This window comes from Actinoallomurus acaciae, assembly GCF_042429965.1.
GTDB classification, from domain to species: domain Bacteria; phylum Actinomycetota; class Actinomycetes; order Streptosporangiales; family Streptosporangiaceae; genus Actinoallomurus; species Actinoallomurus acaciae.
In genome coordinates, this window is sequence record NZ_JBHLZP010000077.1 from 1 (window position 1) to 23,409 (window position 23,409).

A 23,409-nucleotide genomic window follows, 5' to 3' on the forward strand; every position below is an offset into this window, starting at 1 on the left:
GGCGCGAGCGCCGCCGCCAGCAGCCCGATCCCGCCGGCGACCGCACCCACCGCGACGACGCGCCCCGCGCCGTACGCCCGGACGAGGAGGTCGGCGCCGGCTCGGCTCAGCATCATGCAGACCTGGTACGCGACGTACCCCAGCGGCGCGACCGCGCCGGCCGCGTGCAGGTCGTCCTTCAGGTACTTGGCGCTGTAGCTCGACGTGGCCGAGTCCGCGATGTACATGCAGGTCACGGCCACACCGATGACCACGATCGGTCGCCACGGGACCCGCTTGGCGGCGGCCCGGAGCTGGTCGCCGCTGGGCCCGGCGGACTCCATCGCCCGTGGGTACAGCCGGTGGGCACCGCCGAGCGAGACCGCCAGCCCGAGCGCGGCCGGGATCGCGAACCCGGTGCCGAGCCCCATGTCCACGCGGTTGGCCAGGGCGATCCACAGCCCGGCGAGGATGCCGGCCGCGCTCCAGATCGCGTGGAACCCGGTCAGCAGGCTCTTGCCGTACCGCGTCTCGGCGGTGACCGCCTGGGCGTTCATGGAGGCGTCCACGGCGCCGACGAACAGGCCGAAGAGCGCGGTGGCCGCGTACAGCGGCAGATCGCCGGGCGCGACGCCGATCGCGAGGATCGACAGCAGGACGAGCGGCTGGGAGACCCGCAGCACCGGGCCGCTGCCGTACCTCGGCATCAGCGTGCCGGCCAGGACGCTGCCGACGCCGGCGACGACGGGCACGGCCAGCAGCACCAGGGCGAGCGTGCCGTCACTGAGGTGGTGGGCCTTCTGGATCTCCGGGATCCGGGTCACCAGCGCGGCGAACGACAGCCCCTGCACCCCGAACGCCGTGTACGCCGCGAGACGGCCTTGCCGGGTCCGTCGGTCGATCTCCGCCGCCACCGCACCCTCCGAAACGTGAAAGAGGTTCGCGTCAGCGTAGAGACCGGGCGTGTGCCGGTCAATATGCGGCGATGTCTTCGCGCCGGGTGAGGGCCGCGTGCGGTCAGTCGATGAGACGGCGGCGCATGCCGCGGACGGCGAGGAACCACATCAGCACGGCGAACACCAGCAGAGCGCCCACGTGGCCCAGGTCGGCGAGCGGGTGGAAGCCGAACACGGCGTGGCGCACGAGCTCCACGCAGTGGTACAGGGGGTTGACGCGCGCGATCGGGTGGGCCCAGCCGGGGAGGCCGCTGATCGGGAAGAACGTGCCCGCGACCAGGAACAGCGGGGCCAGCACGCCGCTGATGATGTAGTCGAAGCTGTTGATCGACGGGACCACGGTGGACGCCCAGATGCCGAACAGCGCGAAGCCGGCGGCGGTCAGCACCGTGAAGATCGGCACGGCGACCACGCCGGCCTGCGGCCGCAGGCCGAAGGCCAGCGACACGAGGATGGGAACGCAGGAGTAGACGCTGCTCTTGACCGCGATCCAGGACGCCTCGCCGGCCACCACCTCGTGCACGTCCACCGGGGCGGCCAGGACCGCGTCATAGGAGTGCTGGTAGGTGCGCCTGATGTAGGTGTTGAACATGCCCGGGAACACCGAGGTGAACAGCGTCGCCGTCGCCACCACGCCCGTGCCCACGAAGTCGACGTAGCGGTAGCCCGCGACATGGCCCACGAGCGAGCCGAAGCCGAAGCCGAACGCCAGCAGGTAGATCGTCGGCTCGATGATCGACGCGAACGACGACGAGGCCCAGTAGCGGCGGAACAGTGCCAGCTCGCGCCGCCACACCCCGTGCACGGGGGCCCACTCGAAGGTCCTCAGACGTGCCGACGGCCGCGCCCGGCCCCTCGGCGCGGGCATCATCGGTCGCCCGGGGTCAGTCAACGGTCTCTCCGGTCAGCATCACGAAGACGTCCTCGAGGTTGGCGGCCCGGCGTACGACCCGGGCGCCGTTGGCCAGGCTGTCGGCGAGCGAGGGGGAGATCCGTTCGGCGCGCAGCACCGACACGGTCGGGCCGGTGCGGCGGGTCGGCAGGCCCGCCCGGCGGGCCAGGCCCTCCACCTCGGCCAGGCGTTCGGGCGAGCCCTCGTGCTCCTCGACGCGGTCGCCCGCGTGGTCGGCGATCAGCTCGGTGGGGCTGCCGGTCGCGATCACCTTGCCGTGCGACATCAGGGCGCAGGTGTCGGCGAGCCGTACCGCCTCCTCGATGTAGTGCGTGGACATCAGCACGGTCACCCCGGACGCGCGCAGCCCGGCGATCAACCCCCACAGGTCGGCGCGCACCTGCGGATCGAGGCCGACGGTCGGCTCGTCCAGCAGCACCAGGCGCGGCGAGTGCACCAGCCCGCGTGCGACCAGCAGCCGCCGCCGCATGCCGCCGGACAGCTTGTCGGCGCGCGCGTCGGCCCGGCCGCTCAGGTGGGCGATCTCCAGCGCCCGGTCCACCGCCGCGCGCAGGCCGGCTCGTGGCACGCGGTAGAGCCTCGCGAAGACCTCGAGGTTCTGCCGGGCGGTCAGCTCCTCGTCGAGGTTGTCGGTCTGCGGCACCACGCCCATCAGGGCCCGCGCCTGCTTGGCCTCGCGCGGGATGTCGTAGCCGAGCACGTTGATCGTTCCCCCGTCGGCCCTCGACTGGGCGGTCAACAGGCGCATCGTCGTGGACTTGCCGGCGCCGTTGGGGCCGAGCAGCCCGAGACAGACGCCGTCGGGCACCTCCAGCGTCAGCCCGTCGACGGCCGCGATCGACGTGCCATCACGATCGGTATACCGCTTGACGACGTCGCGCAGCAGGATGGCCATGCTCTTCACGGTAGGCAGCGGCTACGACAGACCGCCAACGAATATCGTCTGGGGCGTGGACCTTCCATGGAGACCTGCCGGCGACGATCCCTCCCCGCGTGAGCTGCGCGCCTCCGACACCGACCGGGAGAACGTCGTGCGGCTGCTGGGGGAGGCCCACGGCGACGGCCGGATCACGCTCGGCGAGCACGGCGAGCGGGTCGAGCGGGCGTACGCCGCCCGCACGCTGGGCGAGCTCGCCGAGCTGACCCGTGACCTGCTCCCGGCCGACCGGCAGCCCATCCGGCTGGACCCCGGCCCGCTGCACGCCCTGTTCGGCACCGTACGCCGCGACGGGCGGTGGGTCGTGCCCGGCCGGTTCGCGGCCGCCGCGGTCTTCGGCACGCTGGAGATCGATCTGAGTGAGGCCCTGCTGCAACGTCGTCACGTCGTCGTACGCGCGAGCGTGCTCGGCGGGCGGCTCCGGCTGGTCGTCCCGGAGGGCGTGCGCGTGGAGTTCACCGGGCGGTCCATCGTCGGCACCCAGGCGCTGCGCGTACGGCAGCCGCCGGGCCCGGACGTGCCCGTCATCGAAGTGAGCGGCACGGTCGTGTTCGGTTCGGTCGGCGCACGCACGCCGAAACGCCGCAGGTTGGGCCGCCTTCGCCGCCCGGCCCGCTGATCACGGAAACGGATCAGCAGGTCACGCGGGAGATTCAATAACGGTTGAGACTCCTCGTCGCGCATCCCCTTGAACTGGTACGGACCAGCTCCTATCGTTCAGTGCCATGCGCGATTCTGCTCAGTGAGCAGTCGAATCGTGCACAACCTTTCATGCCTGTGAAAGGAGGTGGCGGCGCGAGCCGCACACCAGCTGTGCCACGCCAAGCGGCCGCTCGGAGGTGATGAGCCGAGGGCCCGGCCGGGGGTTGGCGAACCCTTTTTCGACACACACGACCGGGGACGTCGCGCGCACCCGCGCGCCCCGAAGCCTCACACAAGAAGGCGGGGACAGGTGAAACGGCACCTCATCGGCGTTATCGCCGCGGGTCTCACGGTGACCCTCGGTTTGACCGGATGCAGCAAGGGCAGTTCCTCGGGCGACAGCGGCGACAACAAGACGATCAAGTTCGTCGCCGCGATCTACGACGACAAGACCAAGAGCCTCTGGGACAGCCTCATCAAGACATTCGAGGCGCAGAACAAGGGTTACAAGGTCAACCTGGAAATGGTCGACTGGACCCAGATGGACGCCAAGGTCAAGACCTACGTCCAGACCAAGCAGACGCCCGACATTCTGAACTACAACGCGTTCGCCGACTTCGCCCGGGACGGCCTGCTGTTCCCGACCTCGGACGTGCTGTCCCCGCAGGTGTCGAGCGACATCCTCCCGTCCTTCGTCGAGGGCGACAAGTACAAGGGCACGCAGTACGGCATGCCGCTGCTGTCCAGCGTCCGGCTGTTCTTCTACAACAAGGACATCTTCAAGAAGGCCGGCATCTCCGCGCCGCCCAAGACCTGGGACGACGTCAAGGCCGACGCCCAGAAGATCAAGGACAAGGGCGGGAAGGGCGTCTTCCCGCTCGGCCTGCCGCTCGGCGCCGAGGAGTCCCAGGCCGAGTTCTTCATGTGGGCGATGAACAACGGCGGCGGCTACGTCGACCAGTCCGGCAACTGGACGATCGACAGCCAGGCCAACGTGGACACGCTCAACTACCTCAAGGACCTCACCAAGTCCGGCCTCACGCAGCCGAACCCCGAGACGACCGACCGCAAGGACGTCTTCAACGAGTTCGCGCAGGGCAAGATCGGCATGCTCAACGGCGCCGTCTTCATGCCGGCGGGCTTCATCAACAAGGTCAACGCCAAGCTGCCGTACGCCGTCGCGCCGCTGCCGACCAAGGCCGGGGGCACATCCAGCACGCTCGGTGTGCAGGACTTCCTGGTGGCCTTCAAGAACGGCGGCGGCAAGAAGAAGGACGCCGTCTCCAAGTTCTTGAACTTCTTCTACCAGACGAACAACGTCGCCAACTTCCAGAAGGAAGAGGGCTTCCTCCCCGTCACCAAGTCGGCGGGCGACGTGATCAGCGGCGCCGTGCCGTACGACAAGCCGTTCATCGACGCTCTGCCGAACGCCAAGTTCTACCCCACCGGCAACGCCGCCTGGGGCCCGCTGGCCAACACGGTCAAGGAGAAGCTCGGCACCGCCATCACCGGTGACCCGAAGAGCGTGCTGAGCGAGCTCCAGCAGACCGCGCAGAAGAACGGCTGACGGACGGCTCGTGCAGGACACCGTCGAGGTGTACGACGCCGGGGCTCCGGTCCCGGCGTCGTCGCCGCCACCGAGGAGCGCTCTCCGCCTGATCGGCCGGGCGCTCGCCCCACTGCCGTGGATCGGCCCCGCGATCATCTTGATCGCGGCCGTGGTCCTGTGGCCGGTCATCGAGATGGTCTGGACGTCGCTGATGAAGATCAGCTCGTCCGGGGCGACGCTGGGTTTCCACGGAACCGGCAACTACCACGACCTCTATCACGAGTCCGGCCTCGTCAGCGTGCTGCTGCGCACGGTGGTGTGGGTGGTCGGCGTCGTCCTCGTCACGGTCGTCGTGTCGCTGGCCCTGGGCCAGCTGCTCAACGCCGACTTCCCCGGGCGCCGCGTGGTGCGCTGGGCCGTGATCGTGCCCTGGGCGGCGTCGGTGCTGATGACCGCGCTGACGTGGAAGTGGATGCTCAACTACTACTACGGCGTGGTCAACAAGGTCCTCAAGGGCGTCGGGCTGATCGACCAGCCGGTGAACTGGCTGTCCAACCCCGCTCAGGCGCTGATCTGGATGATGTGGGTGGCCGTCTTCGTGTCGCTGCCGTTCACCTCGTTCGTCATCCTGGCCGGGCTGCAGACCATTCCGCAGGAGGTCTACGAGGCGGCCCGCGTCGACGGCGCCGGCCGTGCGCGGACCTACTTCCGCATCACGCTGCCGCTGCTGCGGCCGGCCCTGCTCGTCGCCGCGATCATCAACGTGATCAACGTCTTCAACTCGTTCCCGATCATCTACGCGATGACCGGGGGCGGACCGGGCAACAAGACCGACACCAGCACGACCTTCATGTACAAGCTCGCCTTCAGCGGAACGGGCGACGTCGGAGAGTCGGCCGCGATGGCGGTCGTGAACTTCGTGCTGATCCTGATCCTGGTCCTGCTGTATCTGCGGGCCGTCGGCTGGCGCGGGGAGGCACAGTCATGAGCATCCCGGGCAGGTCGGGAGCGGCCGGACGGGGCAAGCTCGTCGTCTTGACGGCCGTGGGCTACGTGGTCGCGTTCGTGTTCGTCGCGCCGTACCTGGAGATGCTGTTCACGGCGCTCAAGCCCGACCGCGAGCTGACCGCGTCGCCGACGACCTTCCTGCCGAAGCACTGGAACTTCGGCAACTTCGTCGACGTCTGGAAAGCGGCGCCGATCTGGACGAACATGCAGGTCTCGCTGATCGTCGCGGCCGTGTCCACACTGATCGCGCTGCTGGTCGCGCTGCCGGCGGCGTACTACACGGCGCGCAACCGGTTCTGGCTGCGCGGCCCGTTCCTGTTGCTGGTGCTCGTCACCCAGATGTTCGCCCCCACCGCCCTGGTGATCGGCATCTACCGCGAGATGGTGTACCTGAACCTGACCGACACCCTGCTCGCGCTGATCCTGGTCAACGCCGCGTTCAACCTGCCGTTCTGCGTGTGGATCCTGCACGGGTACTTCTCCAGCATCCCGAAGGCGCTGGAGGAGGCCGCCTACATCGACGGCGCGAACCGGATCACCGCGCTCACCCGGGTCACGCTGCCGCTGTCGCTGCCCGGCCTGGTGACCGCGGTGGTCTACACGTTCATCGGCGCGTGGAACGAGTACGTCGTCGCCCTGACGATCACGTCCTCGCCCAACCGTCAGCCGCTGACCGTGGCCGTGCCCGGCTTCGTCACGTCGTACCAGCAGCACTGGCAGTACCTGTTCGCGACCTCGCTGATCGCGATCGTGCCGGTCGTCATCCTGTTCATCGTGATCGAGCGGTACCTCATCGGCGGCCTGACCGCCGGCAGCGTCAAATAGCCGTCGTCGGATGCGCGTCCGTACGGGCACGCGGCCCTTCCGGCCCTCGCGGCCGGAAGGGTGTACGACGGCCCGGCCTAACTCGCGGTGTCGAAGTTGATCGCCGAGTAGGCGCGGAGCTTGGCGAGCCGGTGCTCGCTGTCGATCCGGCGGATCGTCCCGCTGCGCGAGCGCATCACGAGCGAGTTCGTGTACGCCAGCCCCTTGCTGTAGCGGACCCCGCCGACCAGCTCGCCGTCGGTGATGCCGGTCGCGGCGAAGAACACGTCGTCGGAGGTGACCAGGTCATCGGTGGTCAGCACGCGCGACAGGTCGTGTCCGGCGTCGATCGCCTTGCGCCGTTCGGCGTCGTCCTTGGGCCACAGCCGTCCCTGCAGCACGCCGCCGAGCGACTTGATCGCGCAGGCCGCGATGATGCCCTCCGGCGTGCCGCCGATGCCGAGCATCAGGTCGATGCCGGTGTTCTCCCGCGCGGCCATGATCGCGCCGGCGACGTCGCCGTCGGTGATGAACTTGATCCGGGCGCCCGCCTCGCGTATCTCCTTGACGATCCGCTCGTGCCGGGGCCGGTCGAGGACGACCACCGTGACGTCCGACGGCGAGCAGCCCTTGGCCCGCGCCACCGCCCGGATGTTGTCCGCCACGGGCGCGTCGATGTTGACGACGTCGGCCGCCTCCGGGCCGGTCGCCAGCTTCTCCATGTAGAACACGGCCGACGGGTCGTACATGGTGCCCCGCGGGCTCACCGCGATCACCGCGATCGCGTTGCTCTGCCCGAGCGCGGTCAGCCGCGTGCCGTCGATCGGGTCCACGGCGACATCGCAGTCCGCGCCCTCACCGTCGCCGACCCGCTCGCCGTTGAAGAGCATCGGGGCCTGGTCCTTCTCGCCCTCGCCGATCACCACCACGCCGTTCATCGACACCGTGTTGATCAGCTGGCGCATGGCGTTCACCGCCGCGCCGTCGGCCCCGTTCTTGTCGCCACGCCCCACCCAGCGCGCGGCGGCCATCGCCGCGGCCTCGGTCACGCGCACGAGCTCCAGCGCGAGGTTGCGGTCCGGGGCGTGCGCCTCGGTCACCAGCGGGGACGACGGAGTGCTTGATTCGGTCATCGGATCACGCGGCGTGACCTCCCGGCCTGCCGGCCGGGGCGAACGCCGCTCCCTCCTCGAGTGTCGGATCGATCGCATGTTCGCACGTCTGGCTGCGGCGCAGTGAGGCGCAGGCACTGCAAACATGCCCGTTTTGTAGGGAAGGTTGCGTGCGAGAAACACCACTTTGACGATTCGCCTTCCGATGGGCCGGACGGGCCGGAAGCCGTCGGATCATCGGAGGCTGATGCCGGGGGACGTAAATTCAGCGCAGACAGGGCGTAATCTAGGGCCGTAATGAGCAGCGAAATCAAGAGGCGGCCCGGGGGGCGAGCGACGTGCCCGGCGGGCCGTCGGTGGCAAGTGCCGTGCGCCTCTCCGGCGCGGCGAGGAGCGCGCAGTTGAGCATCGAACACCTCCAGCGCACCTCCGACCGGGGTGCGGCCACGCGCGGAGCCCTGCTGGCGGCGGCGCGTGAAGTCTTCTCGGTGTCCGGGTTCGCGCAGGCGGCGGTGACCGACATCGTGGCCAAGGCCGGCGCGAGCGTCGGCAGCCTCTACCACCACTTCAGCGGCAAGGCCGACCTTTACCTCACGCTTTTCGAGGAGTTCCAGAACCGCCAGCAGGAGCGCACCCGCGAGGCCGTCCACCTCGCTCGCGACCAGGGCGAGACCGACCCGATGCGGCTGTTCATCGCCGGCGCGCGCGCCTACCTCGACGGGTGCCTCGCCGAGCCCGACCTCGCCCGGCTGTTCCTGTCCGGCGACGGGCCGCCCGGCTTCGACCGGGCCCTGCGCGACCGCCTCCGCACCTGGGCGCGGCGCAACGCGGCGCTCTTCCACACCGGCGACGGCGAGGTGGACGAGGCACTCGTCGTCGTGCTGACCGGCGCGATGTCCGGCGCGGTCTCGGAGGTGTCGCTGTCGGAGGACGAGACGGCGTCACGGCGTCTCGCCGACGACGTCCTGGCGATCATTTCCCGCATGGAGAGCCCCCGTGGACGGTCGTGAGCCGGCGGACGACGCCACCGCGCCGGACGGCTCGGCCGCCGACGGGCCCGGCACCACCGCCACGGCGACGCGTCCGCCCGAGGGGCCCTACGTCGTGTCGCCGTCGGTGTACAAGCGGCTCATGTCGGGGCTGCCGGGCTTCACCATGGCGATGCTCGCGTCGCTGGCCCTCGTCGGCCTGGTCATTCTGATCACTCCGCGGCACAACGAGTCCGCCACGCCGCATGCCGACTACAGCAGCGACCTGGCCGGGCTCACCGCCGTCGCCCCGTATCAGGTGCTGGCGCCCCAGGGCCTGCCGCCGCAGTGGTTCCCCACCAGCACCCGGCTCAGCGGCCGCGGGCAGGGGCCGATCTCCTGGCACCTCGGCTTCTCCACCGCGAGCAAGGAGTTCGCCGCGCTGGAGGAGAGCAACGAGACGCCGGACGGCGCCGGTCACTTCATCGACCGCATGACGAGCCAGGGCCACCCGGACGGCACCGCCCAGATCGCCGGCGTGACCTGGGACCGCACGTTCCGGCCGGACAAGAAGCAGCGCTCACTCGTCCACCGCTTCCCCGGCGTCACGATCGTTCTCACCGGCACGGCCTCCTACGACGAGCTCGGCGTGCTAGCGGCCTCGCTGAAGCCCCAGCCCAAGCCGTCCTCGGCGGCGACGCCGGTCGGCTGACACAACGGGGCTCAGCGGCTCAGAAGGGCGCGCCCTCGGCCGCCTCGGTGGCCGGCTCGGCCCGCTCGGCCATGGCCGCGGCGAGCCGCGCGCGGGCGCCCTCCAGCCACTCCTCGCAGATGCCCGCCAGCTTCTCGCCGCGCTGCCAGAGAGTGAGCGACTCCTCGAGCGTGAGCCCGCCGGCCTCCAGCCGGCGTACGACGTCCGCCAGCTCGTCTCGGGCCTGCTCGTAGGACAGCTCTGGTTTCTCCTCCGTCACCCGAACCACCCTACGGGCAACGCGGCCCGCCCGTGCCGGGCCGCCGGTCAGCTGCTGAGGTTTCCGACGATGATGAGGACGAACAGGAGGAACGCCAGCCCCGGGTAGAGGTACGCGCCCGGGCGCTGGAACACCGGCGGGCCCGGGTCGAGCGGCGCGCGCCCGTCGCCCTGCGGCTGCGGCGCGGGCAGCTTCGCGACATTGCTGCGGGAGCTGAGGTTCATCAACACGAAGATCGGGGTCAGCACGATGGCTCCGACGCTGCACCAGCCGCCCGTCAGCGACTTGGCGGTCTGCCGCCGGAACGTGTGCAGACCGCAGTCGCGGCAGTACGGGCCGGGCGCCGTCCAGATCGTGTGCATGAACACCGCGCCGACCACGGCGCGGAACGTCGCCTGGGCGGCGGGTCCGCTCCCGCACAGACGGCAGGCCTGCCCGCCGTAGGCCTGCTGCTGCGGTGCCTGGTACGGCTGCTGTTGCTGGTACTGGGGCTGCTGGTACTGCTGCTGTTGATATTGCTGCGGGGGCTGCTGGTAGCCCTGCTGCTGCGGCTGGCCCCACTGCTGCCCGTACGGCTGCTGCTGCTGTTGTTGCTGCGGGGGCTGCTGGTACGGCGCCTGGTACTGCCCGTGGCCGGGCTGCTGCTGGTACGCCTGCTGCTGGTAGGGGCCGGGCCCCTGGTACGGCGGCTGCTGGTACGGGGGCTGTGTCACGGAGGAGTCCTTCGACAGATGGGATGCGTGTGACGGATGAGGTGAGCGACCATTATCCGCATGATCCAGGGGTGTTCGGGCGGATTACGCGGTTTCGCCAGGTGAGGCGGTGCTCACACCGCTCCCTCGTCCTCCACGCGGACGGTGATCTGGTCGTCGTGGAAGCGGATCAGCAACGCATCGCCCTTGCTCACGTCGGCGGCGGCCCCGACGACCGACTCGTCGGGACGCTGGACGACGGCGTAGCCGCGCTCGAGCGTGGCGGCGGGGGAGAGGGCCACGAGCCGCCCCCGCGTGTGGGAGAGGTCGTCCGCGGCGCGATCGAGGGCCGAGGCGAGGCAGCGCCGTGCCCGGTCGCGCAGGGTGGTGACCGCCTCCGCCTGCCGTTCGATCTCCCGTACGGGATCGGCCAGCGCGGGCCGTGAGCGCACCCCGGCCAGCCACTGCACCTCGCGCTCGACCCGCCCGGACAGGCAGCGCCGGCCGCGGTCGCGCAGCTGCCGGACCAGCGTGAGCTGCTCGCGCACGTCCGGCACGGTCTTCTTGGCCGCGTCGGTCGGCGTCGAGGCGCGGACGTCGGCGACGTAGTCGAGGAGGGGCGTGTCCTGCTCGTGCCCGATCGCGGAGACCACGGGCGTGCGGGCGGCGGCCACCGCGCGTACGAGGGCCTCGTCGGAGAAGGCGAGCAGGTCCTCCAGGGAACCGCCGCCACGGGCGATGACGATCACGTCGACGTCCTTGTCGGCGTCGAGCCGGCCCAGCGCGTCGATGACCTCGCCGGCCGCGTACGAGCCCTGGACGGCGGTGTTCTCCACCTTGAAGCGGACCGCGGGCCAGCGGCGGCGGGCGTTCTCCAGCACGTCGCGCTCGGCGGCGGAGTCGCGGCCGCAGATCAGCCCGACCGTGCCCGGCAGGAAGGGCAGCGGACGCTTGCGCTCAGCGTTGAACACGCCCTCGGCCGCGAGGAGCTGCTTGAGCCGCTCCAGCCGGGCCAGGAGCTCGCCGACGCCCACCGGGCGGATCTCGAACGCCGAGAGCGCGAACGAGCCGCGGTTGATGTAGAAGTCGGGCTTGGCGTGCACGACCACGCGTGCGCCGTCGATGACGGCCGGGCCGCCGGCGTCGCAGACGGTGCGCGGGCAGACCACGCGTACGGACACGTTGGCGACCGGGTCGCGCAGCGTGAAGTAGACCGTGCCCGCGCGGCGGTTCAGCTCGGTGATCTGCCCTTCGACCCAGATCCGCCCGAGCTTGGAGATCCAGCCTCCGACGAGCTGCAGGACGGTACGGACCGGGGTCGGCGACTCCGGCGAGGTCTCCAGCGCCATGCGCGCAGCCTAACGGCCCGCGGGGACGGTGTGCGGCCGGGGAGCAACGAGCCTGGTGGTTCTGGCGAGCCGAGCTGGACGAAGCGTGAATTACGCCCCACACTCCGTAGTTAGCCCAGCTAAACGGGGCGCTCTGCTAGCTTGGAAGGAGGAAAGGTCATGTCCGATCCCCGTGCGCTCGCCGAACGATTCAACCGGCAGATCCGCGACATCGTGCTCATGCTTCGCCGCGCGAATGCCGGTCAGGCCATTACGACACAGCAGATGTTCGTGATGGGCTCGCTGGAGGATGGCTCGCGCCGGATGTCCGATCTCGCCGCGGAGCACGGTGTCCGGCTGCCGACCATGACGCGGCAGATCGGCCGCCTCGCCCGCGACGGGCTGGTCATCCGCGGACGCGAGGCCGACGACGCGCGGGTGGTCACCGCCGAGCTCACCTCTCTGGGACGCCAACGCCTTCAGCAGGCCCGGGAACAGCGGATCACCTTTCTGGCGGGGCGCATGACATTGCTGAACGACGCCGAGCGCGCGTCCATCGAGGCCGCGCTGCCGGCGCTGGAGAAGTTGTTCGCCGGCTCGTGACAGGGGGATCCCGTGTGCGGCATAACCGGCTGGGTGGACTATGGGCGCGACCTCACCACCGAGCGTTCGACCGCGCTGAACATGACACGGACGATGAGGCTGCGCGGCCCCGACGACGAGGGGCTGTGGATCGAGCCGCACGTCGCGTTGGGGCACCGCAGGCTCGCCGTCATCGACGTCGAGGGCGGCGTGCAGCCCATGAGCGAGGGCCCGGCGACGCTGGTCTACAGCGGCGAGGCATATAACTTCCGTGAGCTGCGCCGTGAGCTCGAAGGACACGGCCACCGCTTCCGCACCCGCAGCGACACCGAGGTCGTCCTCCAGGCGTACCTGCGGTGGGGCCCCGCCCTGGTCGACCGGCTGAACGGCATGTTCGCCCTCGCGATCTGGGATCGGCGGACCGAGGAGCTCCTGCTGGCCCGCGACCGCCTGGGGATCAAGCCGCTCTACTACGCGCTCACGCCGCACGGTGTGCTGTTCGGCTCCGAGCCCAAGGCCATCCTCGCCAACCCGATGTTCACCGCGCGGGTGGAGGACGAGGGACTGTTCGAGCTGATGACCATGGCGAAGACGCCGGGGCACGCGATCTTCGCCGGGATGCGCGAGGTCGAGCCCGGCCACACCGTGCGCGTCGGCCGTGAGGGGGCCACCGACCACGTCTACTGGTCGCTGAGAGCCCGCGAGCACACCGACGACATCCCCGCCACCGTCCGGCACGTGCGCGAGCTGCTCGACGACATCGTCGAGCGCCAGCTCATCTCCGACGTGCCGCTCTGCACGCTGCTGTCCGGGGGCCTGGACTCCAGCGCCCTGACCGCGCTGGCCGACCAGGCCCTGGGCGCGGACAGCGTACGGTCGTTCGCGGTCGACTTCGTCGAGGAGACCGTCGGGTTCACCCCCGACGAGCTCCGCGAGACCGCCGACACCCCGTACGTCCACGACGTCGCCAAGCACGTGGGCTCCCAGCACACCGACGTCGTGCTCGACACCGGCCAGCTCGTCTCACCGGAGGTCCTGGACAGCGTCCTGCGCGCGCGTGACCTGCCCGGATTCGGCGACATGGACACCTCGCTGTACCTGCTGTTCGGGGAGATCCGGCGGCACTCCACGGTCGCGCTCTCGGGCGAGTCGGCCGATGAGGTCTTCGGCGGTTACCGGTGGTTCCACGACTCGTCGGTCGTGGCCGCCGACACGTTCCCGTGGGCGACCACGGCGTTCACCAACGGCCTTGAGCTGCTCGACCGCGACTTCGACGCCCGCGCCGAGGCCTACCAGCACCGGCGTTACCGCGAGGCGCTCTCCGAGGTGCCCCACGTGCCCGGCACGAGCGCGCACGAGCGGCGGATGCGGGAGATCTGCTACCTGCACCTCACCCGCTGGGTGCGCACGCTGCTCGACCGCAAGGACCGGCTGAGCATGGCGGTCGGCCTGGAGGTGCGCGTGCCGTACTGCGACCACCGGCTCGTGGACTACGTCTTCAACACGCCCTGGTCGTACAAGACCTACGACGGGCGGGAGAAGAGCCTGCTGCGCGGGGCGGTGGCCGACGCGCTGCCCGAGTCGGTCGTGCGGCGCGTCAAGAGCCCGTATCCGTCGACGCAGAATGTCAGCTACGAACGCGCCATCCGGGACCGGCTCGGCGAGCTCGCCACCGATCCCGCGGCGCCGATCCAGCCGTACCTGGACAAGGCGGCGGTCCGCACGGCGCTGAGGCGCCCGGTCGGGACCGCGAGCCTCCAGCGCGACCGCATCGGCCTCGAACGCGTGATCGCGCTCAACGACTGGCTGGCCGCCTACCGGCCCGTCCACGTGTGACGCGACTTACGGGGAGCAGGGTGAATGCTGAGCCGGGCGAGGTTGTCCTCAGATACGGGTTCGGGTATCCGTGCAGGTAGTTGTCCCGATGTTTTTTCCGGCAGGCACGGGCATGCTGGTATTCAGAGCCAAGGCGACAGCAGGTTCTTCAGGGGGTGTGGGTCCTGTGTGTGAGCACCAGCCGTTCTGCCCGTCCGCGGAGGCGCCGGACCACGACGCGGCCAAACTGGTCGCCTACCACCCGGAACAGGGGTGGGGACTGTTGTGCAACGGTGTGATCATTTTCGATGACACCGGTGAGCTGCTTCCCGACGGGGGAGCGCCCCCCGCACATCGCGACCCGGTGGTCGCATAGCCCGGCGTCCCTGCCGGGCGGCCGCGGCGATGCTCCACTCGTGAGTCTTCGGCCCGTTCGCCTCACCGGCGCACGCACCAATGCCGCCGGGCCCGTAGGGCTTCGGCGGTGTCTCGAGCGGCCTGTCAGCCGCGCAGCTTGGCGATGCGGTTCTCGTACATGCGCAGGAAGTCGGCGCGCGCGGCGTGCGCCCGCTCGTAGTCGCGCAGCTCACCGACCTGCTTGGCATCCAGGCCCCGCAGCCGGGCGCGTACGGAGGCGAGCGTCGCCTCGTCGTACCCCGCGATCGGCAGGTTCGCGACCGCCTTGGCGCGCGGCTTCGGCCGCGCGGTCTTCGCCTCGGCCTGCTTCGCCTTCTCCGCCGCGGGGGGCTTGGCCTTGGGCTTGGCGGCCGGTTTCGGCGAGGGCTTCGGCGCCGGTTTCGGGGTGGGCTTGGCGGCCGCGGGCTTCGCCGTCGCGGACTTGGGCCGGGAGGACGCCGAGGGCCGCGCCGGCGGCGCCGTGGCCGGCTTCGCACGATCAGCGGGGCGCGTGGTCGCGGACGGCTTCGGCTTGCCGACGGAGATCTCCGAGTCGCCGGCCGGGCGGCCCTTCGGCGGCTCCTCGACCTTGCCGTTGCCGGCGACCTTGCCGACGACCATGCCGGTGAGGTTCTCGGCGTCGTTCTTGAGCCGGCCCAGCACGGGGCTCAGCCCGGACTCGCGCGCCTCGCGATAGTCCTTGCGCAGGCGGTCGGTGAGCAGCAGGGCCCGCCCGACCCCCATGACCGCCAACCGGGCGGCCTGGATCGGCAGCTCGCTCACGGTGTCCTTGACCTGGTCCCTGAGATGGCGTGGTGATCGTGTCATCGTTTGTTTCTGCTCTCTCCAGCCCGGTACAAACGGACCGGCCGGTACCCGACGGTGTGTCTACGAACACTCTGCCCTACGGTGTCGCGACGTTCACGTGCCGTGGCCGGTTTCGCCGCGGTGGGATCGCCTGCCGCGATCCCACCTACCATGGTGCCTATGACTCGTCGCGTTCTCCTGGCCAAGCCGCGTGGTTACTGCGCGGGCGTCGACCGTGCCGTCCAGACGGTGGAGCTGGCGCTCGAGCGTTATGGCGCCCCCATCTATGTGCGCAAGGAGATCGTGCACAACGTGCACGTGGTCAAGACGCTCGAAGAACGGGGCGCGATCTTCGTGGACGAGACCGAGGAGGTCCCCGAGGGCGCCATCGTGGTCTTCTCCGCCCACGGCGTGGCCCCGGTCGTCCACGAGGAGGCCGCCGGCCTGAGCCTCCGTACGATCGACGCGACCTGCCCGCTGGTCACCAAGGTGCACAAGGAGGCCCGGCGGTTCGCGAGCGACGACTACGACATCCTCCTCATCGGCCACGAGGGCCACGAGGAGGTCATCGGCACCAGCGGCGAGGCCCCCGAGCACGTCCAGCTGGTCGACGGGCCGGACGACGTGGCCAACATCACGGTCCGCGACCCGGAGAAGGTCGTGTGGCTCTCCCAGACCACGTTGTCCGTGGACGAGACCGCCGCGACCGTCGAGGCCCTGCGCGCCCGGTTCCCCAAGCTGATCGACCCGCCGTCGGACGACATCTGTTACGCCACGCAGAACCGCCAGGTCGCGGTCAAGGAGATCGCCGCTCAGTCCCAGCTGGTCATCGTGGTCGGCTCCCAGAACTCCTCCAACTCCAAGCGCCTGGTGGAGGTCGCCAAGGACCACGGCGCCGACGCGTCGTACCTGGTCGACTACGCCGACCAGATCGACCCGACGTGGCTGGAGGGCGTGACGACGGTCGGCGTGACCAGCGGCGCCTCGGTGCCGGAGGAGCTCGTGAACGGCGTCCTCGAACGCCTCGCGGCCCACGGCTTCGACACGGTCGAAGAGGTCGAGTCCGTCCGCGAACGCATGGTCTTCGCCCTGCCCCACGAACTCCGCCGCGACCTCCGCTCCGCCTGATCCCCGCCGCTGGGCCCTGTGGAGGATCCGCACAGGAGCCGATCGGCGGGACACCCCGGGGCGGGCCGACCACCAAAGTCCACCTCGCCTGCGACGGACGCGGCCTGCCGCTGTCCTTCGTCCGCGCAGGCGGCAGCATCAACGATCGCACCCGTCTGATCGAGGTCATCGAAGCGATCCGCATCCTCCGCGTCCGTTGGGACCAACGCGCCTCCCGCTCCCGGCGCGGATGGCGCCGCCGTGGCTTCGACAAAGAGATCTACGGGCGCCGCAACGTCGTCGAACGCTGCCTCGGCCAGCTCAAACGCTTCCGCGGACTCGCCACCCGCGATGAGAAGCCCGCTGCTCATCATCGGAGTGTGGTGACCATCGCGTGTGGCTCAACCAAGATCCACAAAATACGCCCTAGATGTACTGCCCAGGGAGGTTGGTCGATCGGGTGGTGGTCGTAGAGGTGGAGCCGGGTTGGCAGGGCTTTGTGGCGGCGTGTTCGGAGTTGTAGAGGCGGCGCAGGGCTCGGCCGTTGGCGACCCGGTGCGGTTGGCGGTGGCTTCGCGGTCGTGTTCGCCTTGGACCCGGCTCACGTAGCGTCAGCCGCCGTCATCGGGGATGTTGCCGGACTTTTTCACATCCACGTGCGGCATCGCGCCAGGCTGGTCGTGTTTATAGGGGCGGATCGGCTCGCCGGTGGCCTGGCCGAGGTGGGGTAGCCGGTTCAGCCTGCGGCGGGTCGGCACCGCGTGGACGGTGGAGGCCGGCATGCCCGGGCAATGGGCCAGCCGTCCCCGACGATCAAACGCGCCGGCCGAAGACGCCCACGAGGAGTCAAGGCAGCCTTAGCATGGGACACCAAGGCCTCCTGGTCGATGGAGCGGTTCCTTAGACAGCTCCACTCCACAACCGCAGGCCTTCACCAATCACCCACATTCGCACCGTGTCGCCACGCGTCCTCAACCAACCTGCCTGGGCAGTACACCTAGTCGGACGCGCTCGGGTCGGCGGGTTCGTCCCAGCGGACCGGGTCGTCGTCGACGTCCTTGCGGCCGAGCAGGGACGTGCGGCCGCGGAAGGGGTTGTCCGCGGCGATGCTCGCGCGCAGTTCCCGCAGGTTCGCCGGCAGCCCGCGCGGAACGGCGATCAGCAGCACGAGCAGCGCGCCGACGAAGAGCCACGGCACGTTCGACGTCAACGTCGTGATCAGGGTCAGCAGCATGCTGACGACGAACGAGCGCTCCCCGAACGAGCCGACGGCCGCGCCGATCAGGGAGACGAAGAAGAAGATCAGCGGTGGGCTGACCACGAGGACGAGCAGATCCGTACGGCGGGTCGTCAGCACCGCCAGCAGGCAGCCGAGGATGAACAGGAACCCCTGCGCCGCGTGCAGGCCGAACAGCCCGCTGAAGATCGCACCGAGCAGGGTCGAGGCGAACACGACGACGATGCCGCCCCGGCCGGTCAGCGTGACGGCCGGGCCGGTGGGCGGGCGCCGCCGGCGTTTCCCCCCCGGGGGAGGAGATGCCACCTTCGGGCCTCCGCGCGTGTCCGTTGCCACCAGCCGTCCCAGAGTCGAGCGTGCCTGAGCGTACGGTAACCCGCTTCGGGGGGTCACGTCCCGCGACACGACGTTACCGGTATCAGGGAAGCAGACGGATCTGGCGGTTCTCGTCCGCGTCGTCGGCGAGTTCGGCCGCGGAGAGCGAACGGGCCGGTTCGCCGACCTGGTCGGGTGTGTCGAGTTCGTCGTCGGTCACGCCGAGTTCGTTCAGCCGCCGCGCGGTGACCAGGACCCGGCTCTCCAGCGACCCGACCGTACGGTTGTAGGCGACGACCGCGTTCGTCAGCGACTTGCCGAGCTGGTCGACGTGGCGGCCCAGCGTGCCGAGCCGCTCGTACAGCTCCCGGCCGAGCTCGAACACGGCGCGGGCGTTCTCCGACAGCGCCTCCTGCTGCCACGCGTAGTGCGCCGTTCGCAGCATCGTGATCAGCGTCGTCGGGGTGGCGATGTGCACCCGGCGGCGCATCGCGTACTCCAGCAGGCCGGGGTCGCGGTCCAGCGCCGGCGCCAGGAACGCCTCTCCCGGCACGAACAGCACGACGAACTCGGGCGCGGGGCTGAAGGAGCGCCAGTACGACTTGGCCGCCAGCCGGTCGACGTGCTCGCGCAGGTGCCGGGCGTGCGCGTCGAGCCGCGTCTTCCACACGCCGGACTCCTCGGCGTCCGCGGCCTCCAGATACGCCGCGAGGGACACCTTGGAGTCGACGACGATGTTCTTGCCGCCCGCGAGGCGTACGACCATGTCGGGGCGGACCCCGCTTCCCGCCGTGGCCTGCTCGTCGAAGTCGCAGTGGCGCGTCATGCCGGAGATCTCCACCACGCGGCGCAGCTGGAGCTCGCCCCACCGGCCGCGCGCCTCGGGCCGCTGCAGCGCCCGTACGAGCGTCTGGGTCTCCCGGCGGAGCTGGTCGGAGCTCTGCCGGACGAACTCCACCTGTTTGGCCAGCATCGCGTGCGACTCGCGGCGCCCTGTCTCCACCTCGCGCAGCTGCGCCTCGACCCGGCCGAGCGTGTCCTTCAGAGGCGCGATGCGCTTGTCGAGCTCGCCGGCCGCCTCGGCGTTCGCGGTGGCCAGGCGGGTGCCGGCCAGCTCCAGGAAGCGCTGGTTGCTGGCGTCCAGGGCCTGCGCCGACAGCGCCTGGAAGCGCTCGGTGAGACGCTCCTCGACATAGGCGACCTTCTCCTCGGCGGCCCTCGCCCGCGCCGTGAGCACCGCCGTACGGCTCCGGGCCCAGGCCACGCCCGCGACGGCACCGACGATGAGACCAACGACCAGGCCCAGGAGAACGTCCATCTCCGCATCGTGACAAAGCCGCCGGGCAAAGTCGGCCCGACGCGCGGGTGAGGGCCCCACTGCGGGCGGAACTCCCACTTACGGATCAAGGGCTCGTCCGCTACGCTCCGGGGCGCCGAAGAACAAAGGGACGCCCGTGCAGCCACCGTACAATCCGGGACCTCACCCGGGCCCGCCGTATCCGGGGCCGCCGTACCCCGGTCCGCCGGGTCCCCCGCCGCGGAGGCCGCGGCGTGGCCTGCCGGTGCTCCTCCTGGTCGCCGGGTTCCTGGTCGTGGTGGTCCTCGGCGTCGTGCTGGTGGTCGTGCGGAACTCCGGGTCCCAGGGCCGGTTCAAGCAGGCACCGGACGGATGCTGGCTGCTCAGCCAGGCGCAGATCCAGGCGTACGTGCCGGGCGCCGGCTCCGAATCGGGCCTGGACGGGGCCGCGTGCACGTGGGAGAAGGCGAACGCCACGGACGCGACCGGGCGGATCCATGTGTACGTGGAGACCTTCGACCGGTCCACCGTCAAGGACGCCGAGGAGCAGTACGACATCAGGCGGCGGCAGGCCGACAAGCCCGGGACCACGATCATTCCGCTCTCGGACGGCGACGAGAGCTTCATGGCCTGCGGCGCGTCCAAGGGCTCGGCGGGGAGCTGCGAGTCCTACACGCGCCTGAGCAACCAGGTGTTCAGGGTGGAGTTCGAGAGCTTCGAGGTGCGTAACGTGCGGGACCCGGCGTCCGTGGTGCGGACGCTCACCGCGCAGGCCACCCAGCACCTGAGCCAGGCGGGCCGGTAGCGCTCCGGCGGATGACGGACCGGGCGCGGCAGGGCCGTAGACTCGCCGTCCGTGAGCCTGTCCATCGGAATCGTCGGCCTGCCCAACGTGGGCAAGTCGACGCTCTTCAACGCGCTGACCAAGAACACCGCTCTCGCGGCGAACTACCCCTTCGCCACGATCGAGCCGAACGTCGGTGTGGTCGGGTTGCCCGACCCGCGCCTCGACGAGCTGGCGCGGCTGTACGACTCCGCGAAGATCGTGCACGCGACCGTGCAGTTCGTCGACATCGCGGGCATCGTGAAGGGCGCCTCGGAGGGCCAGGGACTGGGCAACCAGTTCCTCGCCAACATCCGGGAGACCGACGCGATCTGCCAGGTCATCCGGGTCTTCGACGACCCGGATGTCACGCATGTCGACGGTGACGTGGCGCCGCTGCGCGACATCGAGACGATCAACACCGAGCTGATCCTCGCCGACCTCCAGACCCTGGAGAAGGCCCTGCCGCGCCTGGAGAAGGAGGCGCGGACCACCAAGGACAAGGACAAGCTCGCGGTCGTGGACGCGGCCCAGACGGCGCAGAAGATGCTGAACGAGGGCACCACGCTGTACGCCTCAGGGCTCGACCTGGGCGTCCTGCGTGAGCTGCACCTCCTGACCGCCAAGCCGTTCCTGTACGTCTTCAACGTCGACGAGGACGAGCTGGGCGACGAGGGCCTGCGCGCGCGGCTGCAGGGGCTCGTCGCCCCGGCCGAGGCGATCTTCCTCGACGCCAAGATCGAGTCGGAGCTGATCGAGCTGCCGGACGACGAGGCGCTGGAGCTGCTGCAGTCGACCGGCCAGCAGGAGCCCGGGCTGGCGCAGCTCGTACGGGTCGGGTTCGACACGCTCGGGCTGCAGACGTTCCTGACGGCGGGCCCGAAGGAGGCGCGGGCCTGGACGATCCGCAAGGGCGCGACCGCGCCGGAGGCCGCCGGCGTCATCCACACCGACTTCCGGACCGGGTTCATCAAGGCCGAGATCGTGTCCTACGACGATCTCATCGCGGAACGCTCCGTGGCCGCCGCGCGTTCCGCCGGGAAGGCCCGGATGGAGGGCAAAGAGTACGTCATGCAGGATGGCGACGTCGTGGAGTTCCGCTTCAACGTGTAGGAAGCGAGGCAAACCTCGCCTTCCGGTAATACCGCTCGTCACGGCCCGTGTTATACACAACCGCGTGCCGGGGCTGTGCATCTCCGCTCGACACTGGAACAATTGACCGCCGTGGTTAAGGTGGTAAATCAAACACCAGTAGATGGATAAGACGCGCGCCGAACCGGCTGGGCAGGCGCGAGCGGAGGGACGATGGCTCGCAGGTCGTCCGGCGTTGTAGACGCCGGCACGCCCGGTTACCCGCCGGGCGGATTCCCGCCCGGCGACCCCTGGGATCAACCAGACGACAAGGGTCGGCGGGGCAAGGCCCGTCGCGGGTCCGGCGACGGTCGCGGTGACCGCGGCGGCTGGGGAGGCTCTGGCGGACGGTGGTGGATCTACGCCGGCCGTGTCATCCTCTGGGCTTTTATCATCGTGGTGCTGGTCAACGGCGTCAGGGCGCCGTTCGAGCGCTTCACGGCCAAGCCGTCGACGCCGTCCGCACCCTCTTCGGAAAAGCCGGGGTTCCCGCAGGAAGAGGCCTCTTCCTATGCACTGTCCTTCGCCGACGTCTATCTGAATTACGACCCGGCGACGGCGGTGGACCGGCAAAAGCAGCTGGCGCAGTTCATCGCTCCCGGCGTGGACCCGCAACTGGGCTGGAACAACACCGGAAGGTCGGTGCTGCGGTCGGCGCACGTGTCCTCGGTCGAGGCGCAGGACGTCAACCGGGCGATCGTGACGCTGCTGGTGCAGGCCAACGGAAAAATCTTTCAACTGGCCGTCCCGGTCTACGCGAAGGACGGCGCGCTGGCGATATCCGGTCGGCCCGCGACGCTTCCGGCGCCGCCGAGAGCGGCGTTGCCGGCGGCCAATCAAGATCGCGACAGCGCGCTCGAAGACGAGTTGCAGGAGCCCCTCACGGGGTTCTTCAAGGCGTACGCGAGCGGCGACACCGCGTCGCTGCAGCGCTACTCCGACCCGCCGGTGACGGGACTCGGCAACGTGTTCACCTTCAGCGCGCTGAAAGAGATCGACGCGCCGCGAGGAGACGCCAACGCGCGGACGGTCAACGCGACCGTGATCTGGCAGGTCGCTCCTGGTCAGCCCAAGACCACGGGTGGTTCGCTCGAGCAGACCTATCAGCTCACGATGGTGAAAAAAGACGGCAATTGGTACGTAACGGACATCCGAGGTTCTACCCTTCCGGCCGCGTCATGACGAGCCGGCCGGTCCCAACCGGAAGCTACGATTCACTCCCCGACCGAGGAAGGCTAGGTCGATGATTCAGCATATGTTGGCGATGCTCCCGCATCATGAGATCGCGGAGCCCGCCAATGGCCTGAACACCGATGATCTCGCGAAATGGCTTCGCGCGGTCTTCGGGCCGCTGTTCCTGGTCATCGTCTCGATCGTCGCGATCTTCTTTCTTTTCACCAGAGAGATCACGCGGTTCGTTCAGTTCATCATTCTGGCCATCGGCATTGGAGTGATCTTCTACGTACCGAATATCATCGAGACGACGGCAAAAGCGATCGCCAAGGCACTTGGAGTAAGCATATCCTGATAAACGCAGCTGCCGTACAGGTCTGAATATGGTCGGTTCCAGTTAGGGGAAGTGGGGCCCGCGTGGATCTGCCCACGTACACCAATATCTGGCGCATCGAAAAGCGGCTTTACAAGCTTTACGATCTCAGGCTGCCGATGCCGCTTCCGTTGGTGCAGATCGGTGTCTTCTTCGGCATATTCGTGCCGTGGATCGTCCTGCTCCAACTTCTCCAGGTGCCGTTCCACACGCCCTGGCACGTGGTGTACATCGTGCCGCCCGGTGTCCTGACCTGGCTGGCGACGCGACCGGTCATCGAGGGCAAGCGGCTGACCGAGTTGATGATCTCCCAGATCCGCTACCTCACCGAGGCGAAGACCTGGGCGCGGCTGACACCGATCCGCGAGCCGGACGAGGTCGCCATCGTCGGACGGGTCTGGCTGCGGCACCGCGGGGTGTCCGGCCGGGTGCACACCGGCGGGCAGCGCGGGCGGGCGCAGTCGGCCACGGAGGCCGCGGCACCGGCCAAGCGG

The 23,409-nt window shown here is 69.6% G+C and carries 25 protein-coding genes and 1 pseudogene; 15 read left to right on the forward strand and 11 right to left on the reverse strand.

The window, feature by feature from the left end; genetic code table 11:
- From ACFFNX_RS13230 to ACFFNX_RS13240, 3 genes are all read right to left on the reverse strand, one after another.
- A partial coding sequence (locus ACFFNX_RS13230) for an MFS transporter (RefSeq protein WP_378200231.1) occupies positions 1–893 on the reverse strand: 893 nt, incomplete at its 3' end.
- Positions 894–996: 103 nt separating this feature from the next.
- Positions 997–1,806, reverse strand: a complete 810-nt coding sequence (locus ACFFNX_RS13235; protein ID WP_378200300.1) for an ABC transporter permease — start codon at positions 1,804–1,806, stop codon at positions 997–999.
- A 13-nt stretch (positions 1,807–1,819) separates the two neighbouring features.
- Complete coding sequence (locus ACFFNX_RS13240; RefSeq protein ID WP_378200234.1) at positions 1,820–2,743, reverse strand: ABC transporter ATP-binding protein; 924 nt, start codon at positions 2,741–2,743, stop codon at positions 1,820–1,822.
- Positions 2,744–2,798: 55 nt separating this feature from the next.
- Here ACFFNX_RS13240 and ACFFNX_RS13245 point away from each other — a divergent pair, with 55 nt between their 5' ends.
- From ACFFNX_RS13245 to ACFFNX_RS13260, 4 genes are all read left to right on the forward strand, one after another.
- Positions 2,799–3,404, forward strand: coding sequence for a DUF1707 SHOCT-like domain-containing protein (locus ACFFNX_RS13245; RefSeq protein WP_378200237.1), 606 nt, complete (start codon positions 2,799–2,801; stop codon positions 3,402–3,404).
- Between the two features lie 333 nt (positions 3,405–3,737).
- A complete protein-coding gene (locus tag ACFFNX_RS13250) occupies positions 3,738–4,994 on the forward strand; it encodes an extracellular solute-binding protein (protein ID WP_378200240.1) in 1,257 nt (418 codons plus the stop codon).
- Between the two features lie 10 nt (positions 4,995–5,004).
- Positions 5,005–5,964 (forward strand): carbohydrate ABC transporter permease, encoded by a 960-nt coding sequence (locus tag ACFFNX_RS13255; protein WP_378200243.1) that lies wholly within the window; start codon positions 5,005–5,007, stop codon positions 5,962–5,964.
- Positions 5,961–6,809 carry a carbohydrate ABC transporter permease gene (locus ACFFNX_RS13260; RefSeq protein ID WP_378200246.1) on the forward strand — a complete coding sequence of 283 codons (849 nt, stop codon included), beginning with the start codon at positions 5,961–5,963 and terminating at the stop codon, positions 6,807–6,809. Before ACFFNX_RS13255 ends, ACFFNX_RS13260 begins: the two co-directional genes overlap by 4 nt.
- Positions 6,810–6,886: 77 nt before the next feature.
- Here the strand turns inward: ACFFNX_RS13260 and glpX are convergent, their stop codons facing one another.
- Positions 6,887–7,921, reverse strand: coding sequence for a class II fructose-bisphosphatase (glpX, locus tag ACFFNX_RS13265; RefSeq protein WP_378200249.1), 1,035 nt, complete (start codon positions 7,919–7,921; stop codon positions 6,887–6,889).
- A gap of 380 nt (positions 7,922–8,301) precedes the next feature.
- Here glpX and ACFFNX_RS13270 point away from each other — a divergent pair, with 380 nt between their 5' ends.
- Complete coding sequence (locus ACFFNX_RS13270) at positions 8,302–8,910, forward strand: TetR/AcrR family transcriptional regulator (protein WP_378200252.1); 609 nt, start codon at positions 8,302–8,304, stop codon at positions 8,908–8,910.
- A complete protein-coding gene (locus tag ACFFNX_RS13275) occupies positions 8,897–9,580 on the forward strand; it encodes a DUF4245 domain-containing protein (RefSeq protein ID WP_378200254.1) in 684 nt (227 codons plus the stop codon). Before ACFFNX_RS13270 ends, ACFFNX_RS13275 begins: the two co-directional genes overlap by 14 nt.
- A gap of 19 nt (positions 9,581–9,599) precedes the next feature.
- Here ACFFNX_RS13275 and ACFFNX_RS13280 read toward each other — a convergent pair whose 3' ends face one another.
- The 3 genes from ACFFNX_RS13280 to xseA all read right to left on the reverse strand — a co-directional run bounded on the left by ACFFNX_RS13280 (position 9,600) and on the right by xseA (position 11,880).
- Positions 9,600–9,839 carry an exodeoxyribonuclease VII small subunit gene (locus ACFFNX_RS13280; RefSeq protein ID WP_378200257.1) on the reverse strand — a complete coding sequence of 80 codons (240 nt, stop codon included), beginning with the start codon at positions 9,837–9,839 and terminating at the stop codon, positions 9,600–9,602.
- A 47-nt stretch (positions 9,840–9,886) separates the two neighbouring features.
- Positions 9,887–10,552, reverse strand: a complete 666-nt coding sequence (locus tag ACFFNX_RS13285) for a hypothetical protein (protein WP_378200260.1) — start codon at positions 10,550–10,552, stop codon at positions 9,887–9,889.
- A 113-nt stretch (positions 10,553–10,665) separates the two neighbouring features.
- Entirely contained in the window at positions 10,666–11,880 is a 1,215-nt protein-coding gene (xseA, locus tag ACFFNX_RS13290; protein ID WP_378200263.1) for an exodeoxyribonuclease VII large subunit, read from the reverse strand.
- Between the two features lie 159 nt (positions 11,881–12,039).
- On the opposite strand from xseA, the gene ACFFNX_RS13295 reads away from it, so the two are divergent.
- The 3 genes from ACFFNX_RS13295 (at position 12,040) to ACFFNX_RS13305 (ending at position 14,632) form a co-directional block, all read left to right on the forward strand.
- The gene (locus ACFFNX_RS13295; protein ID WP_378200266.1) at positions 12,040–12,462 is read left to right on the forward strand and encodes a MarR family winged helix-turn-helix transcriptional regulator; all 423 of its coding nucleotides are present in this window, start codon (positions 12,040–12,042) and stop codon (positions 12,460–12,462) included.
- Positions 12,463–12,474: 12 nt separating this feature from the next.
- Positions 12,475–14,277 (forward strand): asparagine synthase (glutamine-hydrolyzing), encoded by a 1,803-nt coding sequence (gene asnB / locus ACFFNX_RS13300; RefSeq protein ID WP_378200269.1) that lies wholly within the window; start codon positions 12,475–12,477, stop codon positions 14,275–14,277.
- Between the two features lie 166 nt (positions 14,278–14,443).
- Positions 14,444–14,632: a DUF5999 family protein gene (locus ACFFNX_RS13305; protein ID WP_378200272.1), complete on the forward strand. Its 189-nt coding sequence runs from the start codon at positions 14,444–14,446 to the stop codon at positions 14,630–14,632.
- Between the two features lie 125 nt (positions 14,633–14,757).
- Here ACFFNX_RS13305 and ACFFNX_RS13310 read toward each other — a convergent pair whose 3' ends face one another.
- The gene (locus ACFFNX_RS13310) at positions 14,758–15,480 is read right to left on the reverse strand and encodes a DUF8129 domain-containing protein (RefSeq protein WP_378200275.1); all 723 of its coding nucleotides are present in this window, start codon (positions 15,478–15,480) and stop codon (positions 14,758–14,760) included.
- Positions 15,481–15,639: 159 nt separating this feature from the next.
- Between ACFFNX_RS13310 and ACFFNX_RS13315 the strand changes: the two genes are divergently transcribed.
- Positions 15,640–16,587, forward strand: a complete 948-nt coding sequence (locus tag ACFFNX_RS13315) for a 4-hydroxy-3-methylbut-2-enyl diphosphate reductase (protein WP_378200278.1) — start codon at positions 15,640–15,642, stop codon at positions 16,585–16,587.
- A 524-nt stretch (positions 16,588–17,111) separates the two neighbouring features.
- Here the strand turns inward: ACFFNX_RS13315 and ACFFNX_RS13320 are convergent.
- The 3 genes and pseudogenes from ACFFNX_RS13320 to ACFFNX_RS13330 form a co-directional block, all read right to left on the reverse strand.
- Positions 17,112–17,440 (reverse strand): annotated as a pseudogene (locus ACFFNX_RS13320) (hypothetical protein); the annotation flags it as partial.
- Between the two features lie 123 nt (positions 17,441–17,563).
- Positions 17,564–18,109, reverse strand: coding sequence for a DUF6542 domain-containing protein (locus ACFFNX_RS13325; protein WP_378200281.1), 546 nt, complete (start codon positions 18,107–18,109; stop codon positions 17,564–17,566).
- 112 nt (positions 18,110–18,221) lie between these two features.
- Positions 18,222–19,436, reverse strand: coding sequence for a DNA recombination protein RmuC (locus ACFFNX_RS13330; protein WP_378200283.1), 1,215 nt, complete (start codon positions 19,434–19,436; stop codon positions 18,222–18,224).
- Between the two features lie 244 nt (positions 19,437–19,680).
- On the opposite strand from ACFFNX_RS13330, the gene ACFFNX_RS13335 reads away from it, so the two are divergent.
- The 5 genes from ACFFNX_RS13335 to ACFFNX_RS13355 form a co-directional block, all read left to right on the forward strand.
- Complete coding sequence (locus ACFFNX_RS13335; protein WP_378200286.1) at positions 19,681–20,220, forward strand: hypothetical protein; 540 nt, start codon at positions 19,681–19,683, stop codon at positions 20,218–20,220.
- A 51-nt stretch (positions 20,221–20,271) separates the two neighbouring features.
- Positions 20,272–21,351: a redox-regulated ATPase YchF gene (gene ychF / locus ACFFNX_RS13340; RefSeq protein WP_378200289.1), complete on the forward strand. Its 1,080-nt coding sequence runs from the start codon at positions 20,272–20,274 to the stop codon at positions 21,349–21,351.
- 414 nt (positions 21,352–21,765) lie between these two features.
- A complete protein-coding gene (locus ACFFNX_RS13345) occupies positions 21,766–22,551 on the forward strand; it encodes a conjugal transfer protein (protein WP_378200292.1) in 786 nt (261 codons plus the stop codon).
- Between the two features lie 73 nt (positions 22,552–22,624).
- Positions 22,625–22,897 carry a hypothetical protein gene (locus ACFFNX_RS13350; RefSeq protein WP_378200295.1) on the forward strand — a complete coding sequence of 91 codons (273 nt, stop codon included), beginning with the start codon at positions 22,625–22,627 and terminating at the stop codon, positions 22,895–22,897.
- A gap of 62 nt (positions 22,898–22,959) precedes the next feature.
- The coding region (locus ACFFNX_RS13355; protein WP_378200298.1) for a conjugal transfer protein at positions 22,960–23,409 on the forward strand (450 nt) is incomplete at its 3' end.